10 protein-coding genes are annotated in these 12,830 nt (G+C 71.3%); 1 reads left to right on the forward strand and 9 read right to left on the reverse strand.

Features of this window, described 5'->3' with window-relative positions; all coding sequences use genetic code 11:
* Positions 1-217: 217 nt before the first annotated feature.
* The 7 genes from ACZ56E_RS10670 to ACZ56E_RS10700 form a co-directional block, all read right to left on the reverse strand.
* Complete coding sequence (locus ACZ56E_RS10670; RefSeq protein WP_471213168.1) at positions 218-2,167, reverse strand: anthranilate synthase family protein; 1,950 nt, start codon at positions 2,165-2,167, stop codon at positions 218-220.
* Entirely contained in the window at positions 2,164-2,787 is a 624-nt protein-coding gene (locus ACZ56E_RS10675; protein ID WP_471213170.1) for an isochorismatase family protein, read from the reverse strand. The genes ACZ56E_RS10670 and ACZ56E_RS10675 overlap by 4 nt, the downstream gene beginning before the upstream one ends.
* 53 nt (positions 2,788-2,840) lie before the next feature.
* Positions 2,841-4,016, reverse strand: a complete 1,176-nt coding sequence (locus ACZ56E_RS10680; RefSeq protein ID WP_471213172.1) for a 3-deoxy-7-phosphoheptulonate synthase — start codon at positions 4,014-4,016, stop codon at positions 2,841-2,843.
* Positions 4,017-4,047: 31 nt separating this feature from the next.
* Complete coding sequence (locus ACZ56E_RS10685; RefSeq protein WP_468613324.1) at positions 4,048-4,536, reverse strand: PhzA/PhzB family protein; 489 nt, start codon at positions 4,534-4,536, stop codon at positions 4,048-4,050.
* A gap of 291 nt (positions 4,537-4,827) precedes the next feature.
* Positions 4,828-5,742, reverse strand: coding sequence for an aromatic prenyltransferase (locus ACZ56E_RS10690; protein WP_471213175.1), 915 nt, complete (start codon positions 5,740-5,742; stop codon positions 4,828-4,830).
* Positions 5,743-5,844: 102 nt separating this feature from the next.
* A complete protein-coding gene (locus ACZ56E_RS10695; protein ID WP_471213177.1) occupies positions 5,845-6,915 on the reverse strand; it encodes a methyltransferase in 1,071 nt (356 codons plus the stop codon).
* 120 nt (positions 6,916-7,035) lie between these two features.
* Positions 7,036-7,938: an aromatic prenyltransferase gene (locus ACZ56E_RS10700; protein ID WP_471213179.1), complete on the reverse strand. Its 903-nt coding sequence runs from the start codon at positions 7,936-7,938 to the stop codon at positions 7,036-7,038.
* A gap of 78 nt (positions 7,939-8,016) precedes the next feature.
* Here ACZ56E_RS10700 and ACZ56E_RS10705 point away from each other — a divergent pair, with 78 nt between their 5' ends.
* A complete protein-coding gene (locus tag ACZ56E_RS10705; RefSeq protein ID WP_471213181.1) occupies positions 8,017-8,316 on the forward strand; it encodes a hypothetical protein in 300 nt (99 codons plus the stop codon).
* Between the two features lie 611 nt (positions 8,317-8,927).
* On the opposite strand, the gene qcrB is transcribed toward ACZ56E_RS10705, so the two are convergent.
* Positions 8,928-10,637, reverse strand: coding sequence for a cytochrome bc1 complex cytochrome b subunit (qcrB, locus tag ACZ56E_RS10710; RefSeq protein WP_471213182.1), 1,710 nt, complete (start codon positions 10,635-10,637; stop codon positions 8,928-8,930).
* 385 nt (positions 10,638-11,022) lie between these two features.
* Positions 11,023-12,576 (reverse strand): FAD-dependent oxidoreductase, encoded by a 1,554-nt coding sequence (locus tag ACZ56E_RS10715; RefSeq protein WP_471213184.1) that lies wholly within the window; start codon positions 12,574-12,576, stop codon positions 11,023-11,025.
* Positions 12,577-12,830: the final 254 nt, after the last annotated feature.

The following is a 12,830-nucleotide window of genomic DNA, read 5'->3' on the forward strand; positions in this document are numbered from 1 at the left end:
CGGTGAGCAGTCCCATCGGCTCGGCGGGCGGGGTGCGGAACTGGGGGAAGTCCACCTCCACGGTGCCCGTCAACGTCTCCGAACGCCGCGAGGGAGTACGGCCGTTGGTCTTCTGGGACAGCTCAGACATGAGTCATTCCTTCGGGGAAAGGGCAGCGGGGGTGCCGGGCCGGCGCTCGGGGGAGGGCGCCGGCCCGGCGGTCTGGGGGTGGCCCGCTCAGGCCGGGTCGGGGGTGCGGGCGGGGGCCAGGAGTCCGGCCAGGACGGTGCCCACGATGCGCGGGCCCTGGCGGGTGAGGACGGATTCGGGGTGGAACTGCAAGGAGGCGAAGCCCGGTCCGCGCAGGGCGTGCACCTCCGCGGTGGCCGCGTCCCGGCTGACCTGGACCAGCTGGCCGTCGGGCACCCCGGGCACGCCGTGGGTGGTGAACTCCTCGTCGTCGCTCAGCAGCGCGAAGGTGTTGTAGTAGCCGACGTGTTCGGCGGTGCCGAACAGGTCAATCTCCTTTTGGACGCCCTGGTTGGGCACGCTCCTGCGGCGCAGGGGCAGGCCCAGTTGCAGGCCCAGGACCTGGTGGCTGAGGCAGACGGCCAGGAAGGGGCGCTGTTCGCGCAGCAGGGTGGCCACGGCGGTGTGCAGGTGGTGCATCTTGGGGTGGGCCACCTCCTGCGGGTCGCCGGGGCCGGGGCCCATCACGACCAGGTCGTGGCCTTCGAAGGTGTAGTCCTGGTCGTAGCGGCGCACGGTGACCTGCAGGCCCAGCGAGCGCAGCTGCTGGTCGATCATCGAGGTGAAGGTGTCCTCGGCGTCGACGACCAGCACCTTGCGGCCGGCCAGCTGGGGCAGGGCGGCGCTGCGGTCGTCCAGGTCGGAGAGCCAGAAGCCGGCGATGGTGTCGTTGCGCAGTTCCAGGGCGCGGCGGACGCTGGGGTGGTCGGCGAAGCGGGTGGTGGTGTCGCCGTTGAGGGCGGCGACCAGTCCGGCGGCCTTGGCGCGGGTCTCGGCGGCCTCCGATGCGGGGTCGGAGTGGCGCACGATGGTGGCGCCGACGCCGATGGCGAGGCGTCCTTGGTGGCTGATGTCGGCGGTGCGGATGAGGATGGCGGAGTCCATCACCCGCTCGCCGTGGGCGTCGCGGCCGATCAGGGCGGCGGCGCCGCTGTAGTAGCCGCGGCCGCCGGGCTCGTACTGGTGGATGATGCGGCAGGCGCTTTCCAGGGGGCTGCCGGTGACGGTGGGGGCGAACATCGTCTCGCGCAGGATGTCGCGCACGTCGCGGTCGGTCTGGCCCTCGATGAAGTACTCGGTGTGGGCCAGGCGGGCCATTTCCTTGAGGTAGGGGCCCACCACGCGGCCGCCGGTGTCGCAGATGCGGGCCATCATCTTCAGTTCCTCGTCGAGGACCATGTAGAGCTCGTCGGTCTCCTTGCGGTCGCCGAGGAATTCCAGCACGCCTTCCAGGGTGGAGCCCGAGGGCGGGTAGCGGTAGGTGCCGCTGATCGGGTTCATGACGGCGGTGCCGTCCTGGAGGCTGACGTGGCGCTCGGGTGAGGCGCCGACCAGGATGCGGCTGCCGGTGTGGATCAGGAAGGTCCAGTGGGCGCCGGACTCGCGCTGCAGCAGCCGCCGGAAGAGGGCCGGGGCGCTGGCGGGGCCGTAGTCGGTGATGTCGGCGACGAAGGTGCGCTTGATGACGAAGTTGGCGCCTTCGCCGGTGCCGATCATCTCCTTGGCGATGCGGCGCACCACGTCCTCGTAGGCGGCGTCGTCCACGTCGAAGTCGCCGCCCGAGAGCGGGGTGGGGACGTCGGGGATGCGGGCCAGGGCCTGCTCCAGGGGCAGTTGCTGCTGGCCGGTGACGGTCATCGCCACCAGGGGGGTGCCGTCGTCCGCGCAGGCGAAGCCGCGTTCGGCCAGCTGCCGGTAGGGCATGACGACCAGGACTTCGTGGCGGGCGGGGGCGCCGGGGGCGGGGGCGTGGGGCAGCGGGATGTCGGCCAGGGTGGCGGGCAGGGTCACCTCGCCGGTGAGCACTTCCACGGTGGCGGGGCCGGTGGCGCCGGGCCGGTGCAGCAGTGCGAAGGCCGGTGCCTGGCCCGCCAGCGCCTGCTCCAGCAGGTCGGCGGCCGGCTGCGGGGTGGTGGGGGTGGGTGGTGTCTGTGTCATGTGAACAGCCCCTTGACGGTGGTGACCCGGGCGCAGCGCTCGGCGGCGTAGGTGAGGGCCGAGCGGTGGTAGTCCTGGGAGAAGTCGGCGGTGGCGTCCGCGACGAAGAACGGCTGGATGTCGTGGGTGAAGGCGTCCACGGCGGTGGCCAGGACGCCGACATGGGCGTAGACGCCGCACAGGATGAGCTGGTCGCGGCCTGCGGCGCGCATCCGCTCGAGCAGGTCGGTCTTGAAGAAGGCGCTGTAGCGCCACTTGGTGAGCAGCCAGTCCTGTCCGGTGGGGGCGAGGGCGTCGACGACCTGGCGGTCTTCGGGGGCGGGGCGCATGCCCGGGCCCCAGAAGTCCTTGAGCAGGCCGCGCTGTTCGTCGCTCATGCCGCCGGGCTGGGCGGTGTAGGCGACGGGGATGCCCAGGGCGGCGCACCGGTCGCGCAGCTGGGCTGCGTGGGTGATGAGGTCCTGGCGCAGGCTGGTGGGCAGGGGCTTGAGGAAGTAGCGCTGCATGTCGTGGACGAGGAGGACCGCGCGGTCGGCGTCGGCGGTCCAGGACACGGCGGCCGGGGGCAGGTCGCCCTCGGCGGGCAGGGGGTAGGGGCTGATGGGGGGTATGCCGGTCATGGTTCCAGTCCTTGGACGTGATGCGTGGCTGTGGATGTGGGGGGCCCGGCGGGTCAGGCGGGCCAGGCGTTGACGGCGTGCAGGGCCTGGGTGGGGTTGAGGCGGGGGTCGCAGCAGGAGGTGTAGCGCTCGCCCACTCGTTCCAGGTCGGCCTCGGTGCTGGCGCACTCGGTGACGTCGTCGGGGGTGGTCTCCAGGTGCAGGCCGCCGGCGATGCCGCCCGCGTTCTGCACTGCCTGGACGAATCCGGTGATCTCGCGGGCGACGGTGTCGACCATGCGGGTCTTGTAACCGCCGGGCGCGGTGACGGTGTTGCCGTGCACCGGGTCGCTCAGCCAGATCGCGGGGTGGCCGGCCTCGCGGACCGCCTCGACCAGGCGGGGCAGGCGTTCGGCGACCTTGTCCGCGCCCATCCGGGCGATCAGGGTGAGCCGGCCCGGGTCGCGCCAGGGGTCCAGCTTCTCGCACAGCGCCAGCAGCTCGTCCACCTCCATGGCGGGTCCGACCTTGCAGGCCACCGGGTTGCTGACCTCGGCGAGCAGGGCGACGTGGGCGCCCTCGACCTGGCGGGTGCGCTCCCCGATCCAGGGCCAGTGCGTGGAGCCGAGGAAGAGGCGGCCCTTGTCGTCGGTGCGCAGCATGGGCATCTCGTAGTCCAGCAGCAGCGCCTCGTGGCTGGTCCACACCAGGGGTTCGACGATGTCGCGGCCGGCTGCCCGTTCGCGCCAGCCCAGGTGTTCGAGGATGTCGCCGGCGGCCATGTAGCCGGTGAGGATCCGCAGGGGGTCGGGGCGGCGGCTTTCGGCGTCGGGCTCGGGGCCGTTGACCATGTGGCCGCGGAAGACGGGCAGTTCCTGGCCGTCGATGATTTCGGTGGGCTTGGAGCGGGGCTTGGCGAACTGGCCCGCGATGCGTCCCACGCGCAGCACCGGGCGGCCGGTGATGAGGCCGAGCTGGCCGGCCAGCAGGTCGAGCAGGGCGGCCTTGCGGGCCACGTGGCGGGGGGTGCACTCCTGGGGGTCCTCGGCGCAGTCGCCGGACTGCAGGACCATCGCCTCGCCGCGGGCGACCTTGCCCAGCAGGGTGCGCAGGGTGGCCAGGTCGTCGCCCTGGACGAGCGGCGGGCGGGCGGCCAGGGCCTCGCCCACCCGGTTCAGCTGAGAAAGGTCGCTCCAGTCGGGTTGCTGCAGTGCCCCGCGGATACGAATCTCCCGTATAACGTCTTCCATGACGTACTCCGATCCAGCGGTGAAGTGATACTCAGGTGGGTATTCCGGTGCGCTTGATCTCGGGCACTGGAATGCCGAGCGCACGCAGCTGCTGGAACGGGTTCATGAATTCGCGATTACGCTTGATCTTTCCGTTGTCCAGTTCGAAGGAATGCAGGAAGTGGTTCTCGTAGTAGCCCTCGGGGTAATCGCCGAAGCAGATCTTTCCGCGTCCGTCGCATTCCACCCAGATGTGGTTGGGGTCCTGGGTCTCGAAAATCTGGATGTTGTACCACTCCCAGTCGGGGAAGCACTTCAGTGACCAGACGGCGTGCTCGGCCAGGCGGTCGCGGCCCACCGTCTCCACCGGGGATCCGGTGTCGGTGGTCCACAGTCCGCCGCGGCCGTCCTCGGTGAACAGCTCGTGCCGGCGCAGCCGGTCCTGGCCGCGGGTGTGCATGTACTGCTCGACGGTGGCGCGGTTGCGGCGGCGCAGTTCGGCCGCGTCGGTGAATTCCTGACCCGTGACGGAATCAGACATGGGTGTCCCCTTCTGTGTTTGGTGTATGAATTGGGGGGACACGCGGCAGGCGTAGTGATCCCCCCGGTCGGCCTTGAGTGATCTTGCCTGATTCAACAGAGCAAATCAACACCGTTATGACGCCGCACCCCTATATAGGTGTAACGTTCAACTTTACGGTGGGCATGGTGGGGCATGCACCGGTGAAAGCAGTACGGAATGCCCCCTGGGACGGTGAAAGGGGGCGGGCTGCACGAGAATTGCCCGAGCCGGACGCGGTCCGGGCTCAGGCAATTCACGAGTGGCGGGGCGTCATATCTCTTTGTTGTGGACCGCGCTGATCACTTTCCGCATCAGCGGGGAGAGCTGGTAGTAGGGGCCGAGGTTGAGGTAGTGGCCCTCGGGCGCCCACTTGACGGCCGCGATGACGATGGGCTCGCCCTCGTAGGCGCGCGGGGCGCCGTCCACGAAGCCCCGTACCTGCTCGGTGATCGCGGCGGGCAGGGCTGCGGGGTCCCAGCCGCGGGCGGGCGGCGGGGCGTAGCAGATCCGCTCGATGCCGGCGCTGTCCCAGCCGAGGGTGGTGTAGATCCTGAAGGACCTGCGGGCGAAGTCCAGCATCGGCTGCTCGGGTGCGGGCAGGCCGATCTCGCGGTGCAGGGACAGGATGGTGTCCGGGGCCCGGCACTCCTCGGAGAGCTGGGTGAAGTACAGGTTGAGTGTTTGGCGCGGGTAGTCGATGCCGATCATCGCGACGTCGCTGAGGCCGTGCCGTTCGAGCAGGGCGGCGCAGCGGGCCAGGGCGGGCGGCATGCCGGGCAGCTCCGCGAGGCGGGAGATTTTCTGCACGTCCTGCGGGAAGTGCGCGTAGATCTTGTTGAAGCCGCCGACGACGCCGCCGTCGATGAGGTACTCGCTGATCTCGCACCGGCTTTGCAGGTGCGAGAGCAGCGTGTGGACCGGGTGGCCGTCGGGTGTGACGAAGCCGTGGCGCACGGCGGTGGCGTAGGGGTCCTCGCCGGCGGCCGGCACCGTGACGGTGTAGTCGAGTTCGGCCGGGGCGCTGTGGCTGGTGGAGACGCTGTAGACGACCCCGGCCCGGTCCAGGCCGTGCCCGTAGGCGCTCAGGATGGGGTGGACCTTCTCGCGCGTGCAGGGCACTCCCGCCAGCCGGGCCGCCGCGGCGATGGCCGCGTAGACCTCTTCGATGCCGGTGACTGGGGACATCTCTCCTCCATGGGCGGTCGGCGCTTGTTCGCAGCAGGGCTCGGGGCGGGACGGGCGGGCGCCGCGCGCGCGGGTGACGGCGGCGGGTGCGGGGTCAGCCGGTCAGATCTTGGTGGCGCACAGGATGGCCTGGACGGGGATGACGTCGCGGGGCACCTCGGCGGGGTTCTTGGTGATGGCCTTGGTGACCTTGAACCCGCACTCCTCCAGCCAGCTCTGGTAGACCGACATCTTCTGCGGGCCGCCCTGGCCCATGGTGCAGCCGATGAAGAAGGCCGGGAAGAAGTCGACGTTGTAGTTGTCGGTGTCGCGGATGTCCTCGGGGTAGACCGGCACCATGATGTGGACCTGGCCGCCGGGCTCCAGGGAGCGGTGCACGCCCTTGAGGATGGTGAAGACGTCGTCCTTGTCGAACATGTCGAGGAAGTGCTTGATCAGGACGGTGTCGAAGCCCTTGGGGATCTCGTCGAAGACGTTGCCGCCGATGAAGGAGCAGTGCTCGGACACCCCGTGCTTTGCGAAGTTCTCCAGGCAGGTGGCTTCCTTCTCCGGCAGGTCGAAGGTGGTCACCTTCAGCCCCTCGGAGGCCTTGTGCCGGTAGGTGTGGATCGCGCCGAGGCCGGTGTTGCCGGCCACGTCCAGGACCTGGGCGCCGGCCGGGACGTCGATGTTGGCGAAGAACCAGGGGTCGATGTTGGCGGTGACGTTGTTCATCAGCGTCAGCCAGGCGTCGTTGAGGTCGCTGTGGTCGGCGACGATGTCGTACAGGGTGCCCTCGCCGGCGCCGTAGAGCTCCTTGAGGCCGACGATGGTGCCGGTGCGCACGCTGTCGGTGAGGTAGAAGAGCTGCCGCAGCGCCACCACCTTGATCATGTTCATGTAGGTGAGGGCGCGCTTGAGGTCGCTCTCGGCGACCTCGGCGAGCGCGTCCAGGCGGTAGCCGCCGGAGTCCTCGTCCTGGGCGACGAAGCCCTCCTTGACCATCAGGAACAGGAGCTGCTCGACCGCGTCGGGCTTGGCGCCGACGGCCTCGCCGAGCTCGGCCGCGTTCATCCCGGGCCGCTCGCGCAGCCGGTCGACGATGCCGAGCTCGAAGACGGACAGCAGGCTCATGAACCGCGAGGGGCCCACCATGTATTCGCGAAAGCGCGCGAGGGTGGCTTCAGTTGTCATTGCGGCTGATCCCTTTCGAAGTGGTGGTGCCGTGCCGGCGCGGCGCACCGGGCAGGGTCCGGTGCGCGGGTGCGGGCGGCGGCTGAGGGGCTGACCGGGCGGGGCGCGGCGGGGTGCGGGTCAGGAACGGCCGCCGATGTAGGAAAGGTTCAGCCGGCTGTCGGTGCGCCACTGGTAGTACGACTGGAGCTTGTAGTACTCCTCGCCGCCGGCGGTGACCGCGGCGTAGACCATCTTGGGGGTGTCGGTGCCGTAGGGGACGCTCTTGAGGAACTGCTCGACCTTGGAGCCCAGGCGTGCGGAGAGCTCCAGCGGGTCCTCGGTCTTGACGCTGTAGGCGATCCGCTCGACCTTCGAGGACTCCCAGTTCAAGGTGGCGTAGACGCCGAAGGCGCGGCTGCAGAAGTCGAGCATGGGCTCGCTGGGGTCGGGCAGGCCGATCTCGCGGTGCATGGCCAGGACGGTGGGGGCGGCGACGACCTCGGGCGAGGCGGCGAAGTACACGTTCATCGTCTTGCTGGCGTAGTCGATGCCGATCAGGTCCACCTTGTCGGCCAGGCCGTAGCGGGCGAAGAAGTCCTCGGTCGCGGCCAGGCTGGGCGGCATGGAGGGGATCTCGCCGAGGTGGGCGAGGCTCTCGTGGCGGCCGCCGGGGAAGTACACCCAGATCTTCTTGAAGCCGCCGACGACGCCGAAGTCGACGCCGTAGCTGTCGACCGCGCAGTGCTTTTGCACGTCGGCGAGCAGGTTCTCGATGGGGTGGCCGCTCTGCTGGGTCAGGCCCTTGTCCAGGGCGACGGCGTAGGGGTCGATGCTGCCGGGCACGGTGAAGCGGCAGTCGAACTCGCCCTCGTGGCGGGCGTTGGTCGCCACCCGGAAGGCGATCACGGCGGTGGGCAGCACGTCCTCGAACGCGGCCAGGATGGGCCATACCTTCTCGCGCGCGCAGGACACGTCCAGCAGCCCGGCGGATTCCTCAACGGCAGCGTAGACACCTGCCAGATCGGCGTTTCCCGACATCATTCCTCCATAGGTGAATTCTTCGGCGCCCGGGTGAGCGGCGGCACGTGTACGGGCGGCGCACCGGGGCCGGGGAGCCGGGTGGGGCGGCTGCGGCCCGTGCGCCGGGCGGTCATCGTCCTGGGACAGCGGCGTGCGCGGGCCGGGGCGGGCCGCGCGGACGCGGTGGGGCTGGGGGGGGCGGGAAGGCGCCGGGTCGGGGCGGGCGCGAAAGGGGTCCTGCACGGCCTGCACGTCCTGCGCGTCCTGCAGGTCATGCGCGTCCTGCAGGTCATGCGCGTCCTGCAGGTCATGCGCGTCCTGCGCCGGGCCGCGAGGGCACAGCGCAGCGGCGGGCACACGGCGGCATCGGCCGGTGTCCCCGCGAAAAGGGGGGTGTGACAGAGGGGGGTGAAGGCCCGTCACCCGTCACCCGCCATCCGTCAGTCGCCATCCGGTGACTGCGGAAGGGGTGGGGCCTCGGGGCCGGTGCGGTGCGTCAACTCCCCGGCGGCCAGGGGCTCCTCACTCCGACAGGGAGGGGGCGCGGCTTTCGGCTTTTGGGCAGGGGAGGTCTGCAGAAATAGTGACACGGGCCGGGCCCCACACCAAGGGCCCTACAAAGTGACGTGGGTCACCCCAAGTGGAGAGGGGTGCGGTGCGCTCCCCGCGGCCCGGTGCCCCGGCGCCGGGGCCGGTCGTGGGCAGGGGCGGAAGGGGGTGAGGGTGGGGTGCTTCGGTGATGCGGAGTGAGCCCAACATCCCTTTGGAGGCGGCTGGTTGGGGCCCTTCCCCGCACCGGGAGCTGCCGGTCGGCACATCGGCGCCGGCGGGGAGGGCGCCCGCTACCCCTGACCCCGTGCCCCTGGTCCCGGGGCCCACGTCCGCCGTGCCCTGGGCCAGGGCGGGTGGCCGGTGGACTCCCCCGGCGGTGTCGCCAAAGAGGGCGGCGCGGGTGACCCGTCCCCTGGTCGCCCGCGCCGCTGTCCGTGTCCGGCCGTGTGCCGCCGGGGTCAGTGCAGTTGTTGCTGGTCCGGGTCGCGCCCTTCCGCGGGGGCGGGCGGGACGGCCTGGGGTGTGTGGCCGTTGGAGGAGGCGGGGTCGAGGTGGTCCAGGGCCTGCTGCATCTCCTGGGGGGTGGGGTTGGCCAGCTGTCCGTCGGACAGCCAGCGGCTGAGCCTGTGGCGCAGCAGGTCCTTGCGCGAGTTCGGGTTGGGCACGCCGTCGCCGTCCTCGCGGAGCGGGGCGGGCAGCGGCTTGGGCACCTCGCGGGAGAGCAGCATGTACTCCTGTCCGCGGTCCAGGCGCTCGTGGACCTCGATGAACTCGCCGTGCGGCAGCCGCTTGATGCGGCCGGTCTCGCGGCCGTGCAGGAGCTTGTCGCGGTCGCGCAGCTGCAGGCCGATGCAGATCCGCTTGGTGATGACGTAGGTCAGGGCGGGGACGACGAAGACCCCGATGCGTACCGCCCAGGTGATGGCGTTCATGGACAGGTGGAAGCGTTCGGCGAGGATGTCGTTGGCGCCGCCGAAGAACAGCACCAGGTAGAAGGCGGCCAGGGAGCAGACGAACGCGGTGCGGGTGGGCTGCTCGCGGGGCCGGTCCAGCAGATGGTGCTCGCGTTTGTCGCCGGTGATCCAGGCCTCGATGAACGGCCACAGGCAGGCGATGCCGATCAGCAGGGTGGGCAGGACGACGGCCGGGATCAGGACGCCCATGTTGACGGTGTAGCCGGCGACGGCGAACTCCCAGGCGGGGAAGGCGCGCAGGGCTCCTTCGAGGAAGCCCATGTACCAGTCGGGCTGGGAGCCCTGGGAGATCTGGTCGGGCCGGTAGGGCCCGTACACCCATACGGCGTTGATCTGGGCGATGCCGGCCATCAGCGACAGTACGCCGGAGACCAGGAAGAAGAAGCCGCCGGCCTTGGCCGCGTAGTGCGGCATCAGCGGCTGGCCCACGACGTTCTTCTCGGTGCGGGCCGGGCCGCGGAACTGGGTGTGCTTCTGGTAGACGACCAGGATCAGGTGGACGGTGACCAGGGCCAGCATGATGCCGGGCAGCAGCAGGATGTGCAGGCTGTAGAAGCGGGGGATGACGTCTGTTGCGGGGAATTCGCCGCCGAACAGGAACATCGTCAGGTAGGTGCCGACCAGCGGGATGGCCAGGGTGACGCCCTCGGCGATGCGCAGGCCGGTGCCCGAGAGGAGGTCGTCGGGCAGCGAGTAGCCCAGGAAGCCCTCCAGGGTGACCAGGACCAGCAGGACCACGCCGATCAGCCAGTTCAGCTCGCGCGGCTTGCGGAAGGAGCCGGTGAGGAAGTGGCGCAGGGTGTGCGCCATCGTCGCGGCGATCATGGTCAGGGCCGCCCAGTGGTGCAGCTGGCGGATGAACAGGCCGCCGCGCACCTCGAAGCTGATGCGCAGGGTGGAGGCGTAGGCCTCCGACATCTGCACGCCCTGCAGCGGGACGTGCGGGCCCTCGTAGACGGTGTGGGCCATGCTCGGGTTGAAGAACATGGTCAGGTACAGGCCGGTGAGGATCAGGATGATGAAGCTGTAGAGGGCGATCTCGCCGAACATGAAGGACCAGTGTTCGGGGAAGACCTTGCGCATCAGGGTGCGCCATTGGTAGATCCCGAGGCGGCCGTCCGCCCAGTCGGCGATGCGTTCGCCCTGCGGCGCCTTGGTCCGCTCCCGCTGCGGCGCATCTTCGGTGATGCTCATGCCCGCGCGCCCTCCCCTCGCCGCTCACTCGTCACAGGCACACCCGCGCCAGCCGGTGGACGGCCGGTGGTGGGGGCGGCCTGCAGCGGCGCAAACGGGCCCGTGCCCTGAAGCGGATCGAACGCTATCGACACCCGCGGCGGGCGGACAACCGAGCTCGAGCGGGAACCCGGTCTCAACTCGACCGGTTCTTGAGCGAGTTTCGAGTTGCGCCGCCGCACGGTGGTCCCGGGGGCGCCCAACAGGGCGTATGGGTGGGTGGAGTTGGTGCCGCGCGCCCACCTCGTATCGCCCAAGTCGGCCTTGTCGGCGGGTAGTTGCTGCGCTCTTGTCATGCCCGAAGCCTATGTCGGCGTCATGGGGCGCCTGCGGGCGCCTCCCCGGTTCAGGGGTGGCGGCCCTCGCCGGCCGGGGCGGGGGCGGGCCACTGGGCCGAGGAGCCGGCCGGGTGCAGGCGGGCGGAGCCGGTGGCGATGCCGATGGCGGGCGGGGCGGGGGTGGTGCGGCGGGGGCGTGCGTGGGCGCCGTGGGTGATGCTGGGCGGCGCCGGCCACCGGGGCGCGGACGCGGCGGCGGGAGCGGGGGTGGGGGTGGTTGGTGTCGGGGTGGGCAGGGGGGCGGCGGCCAGTGGGCCGGTTGCCTGGAGCCGGGCCAGCAGGCGGGTCGCGGCGTGCGGGTCGGTGGCCGCCCGGGCCGCCAGGCGGGTGGTGTAGCGCCGGGCCAGGCGGGCGCGCAGGCCGCGCGGCGGGTGCTGGGCGGTGCTGGTGCGCAGGTGGCGGGTGCTGGAGCGCCAGGCGGGTGCCAGGCGGTGGGCCAGCGTGCGGCGCAGCCGGTAGGCCAGGCCGACGGTGGTGCCGTGGCCGGCCAGGACGTGGTCCAGGACCAGGGCGCCCTGCACGGCCAGGGTCATGCCCTGGCCGTGGGCGGGGTCCACGGTGGCCAGGGCGTCGCCGACGACGAGGAACTGGTCGGGCCAGCGGCGCAGTTTGTCGTAGTGGCGCCAGCGGTTGTCGGTGCCGGTGCAGGCGTAGACGGGGCCCAGCGGGGTGGCGCTCTGTAAGAGGTCGTGCAGCAGCGGGTGGCGCAGCTGGCCGGCGGCGCGCAGCAGCCCCGCGTGGTCGGTGGGCGGTTGTTCGTCCTCGTCCAGGGTGAGGGTCACCGACCAGCGGCCGCCCTCGATGAGGTTGAGGGTGCCCTGGCGGGGGTTGTCGGGTGCGGCCATGAGCAGCAGGCTCTGCCAGTCGGCGACATGGCCGACGGGCGGGGCGAAGACGCTGGAGACGTAGGTGGTGCGGGTGGCGGCCACCGTCTCGGCGGGCGGCTCGTAGCCCAGGGCGGCCAGCCAGGCGGGGGCGCGTGAGTGGCGTCCGGAGGCGTCCACCACGAAGTCGACGGATATCAGGTGTCCGGCGTCCCAGCCGCCGGGGCGGTGGGGGTTGCGGGCGCGCGCCCATACGCCGGTGACGGTGTCGTTGCGGTCGGGGTGCAGGGCCAGCACCTCGTGGCCGGGCAGGAAGTGCACCGTGGGATCGGCGCGCAGCCGCTCGCGCAGCACCGCGTCGATCAGGTCGCGGCCGGCGCTGAGCATCGTCAGGCCCGAGGTGAAGCGGGGCAGCCAGCCGGCCGGGCCGAGCACCAGGGCGTCCTGGGGCAGGCGGATCTCGACGGCGCCGGCGCGCCGCAGGTCCTGGCCGATGCCGGGGAAGAGCTGTTCCAGGCCTTGTTGGGCGGCGGTGGTCAGGGTGTGGGTGTGCCGGGCCTGGGCCGTGCCCCGGCGCCGTGCGGCCCCGTGCGGCAGCGGGTCGCGTTCGATCACGGTGACCCGGTCCATGGAGTTGGCCAGGGCCCGGGCCGCGGTGAGTCCGGCGAAGCCCGAACCGATCACCACGGCGTGGCCGCGGCCGCCGCTCCCGTCGACGCCGCGTGCGTCCCCACTCATCTTGGCCGCCCTTCCGGTGCGCTTGTGCTTGCATCATGCGGCGCGGGGCCGCCCGTGCGGCACCCTTCGCCCAACTGCCCGCCCCCGCCCGGCCGCTGCCACCCCCGCCCTCCGGGCCGTCCCCCGGCCATCCCGGGCCACCCCGCCCGGACCCGACATGCCTGGTGAGACCACCTGCCCCGCCTCTTCCCGCCGCCCCGGCCCCGGCGAAAGCCCGTCCGGACCGGCCCCCTGCCTCAAGCGCCCCTCAAGCC

The organism is Streptomyces sp. NPDC039480 (assembly GCF_055597165.1).

Excerpts from the sequence above, each read along its gene's own strand:
- ACZ56E_RS10675 (WP_471213170.1), bottom strand. The coding sequence starts at position 2,787 with ATGACCGGCATACCCCCCATCAGCCCCTACCCCCTGCCCGCCGAGGGC.
- ACZ56E_RS10700 (WP_471213179.1), bottom strand. The coding sequence starts at position 7,938 with ATGATGTCGGGAAACGCCGATCTGGCAGGTGTCTACGCTGCCGTTGAG.
- ACZ56E_RS10670 (WP_471213168.1), bottom strand. The coding sequence starts at position 2,167 with ATGACACAGACACCACCCACCCCCACCACCCCGCAGCCGGCCGCCGAC.
- ACZ56E_RS10685 (WP_468613324.1), bottom strand. The coding sequence starts at position 4,536 with ATGTCTGATTCCGTCACGGGTCAGGAATTCACCGACGCGGCCGAACTG.
- ACZ56E_RS10695 (WP_471213177.1), bottom strand. The coding sequence starts at position 6,915 with ATGACAACTGAAGCCACCCTCGCGCGCTTTCGCGAATACATGGTGGGC.
- ACZ56E_RS10715 (WP_471213184.1), bottom strand. The coding sequence starts at position 12,576 with ATGAGTGGGGACGCACGCGGCGTCGACGGGAGCGGCGGCCGCGGCCAC.
- ACZ56E_RS10690 (WP_471213175.1), bottom strand. The coding sequence starts at position 5,742 with ATGTCCCCAGTCACCGGCATCGAAGAGGTCTACGCGGCCATCGCCGCG.
- qcrB (WP_471213182.1), bottom strand. The coding sequence starts at position 10,637 with ATGAGCATCACCGAAGATGCGCCGCAGCGGGAGCGGACCAAGGCGCCG.
- ACZ56E_RS10680 (WP_471213172.1), bottom strand. The coding sequence starts at position 4,016 with ATGGAAGACGTTATACGGGAGATTCGTATCCGCGGGGCACTGCAGCAA.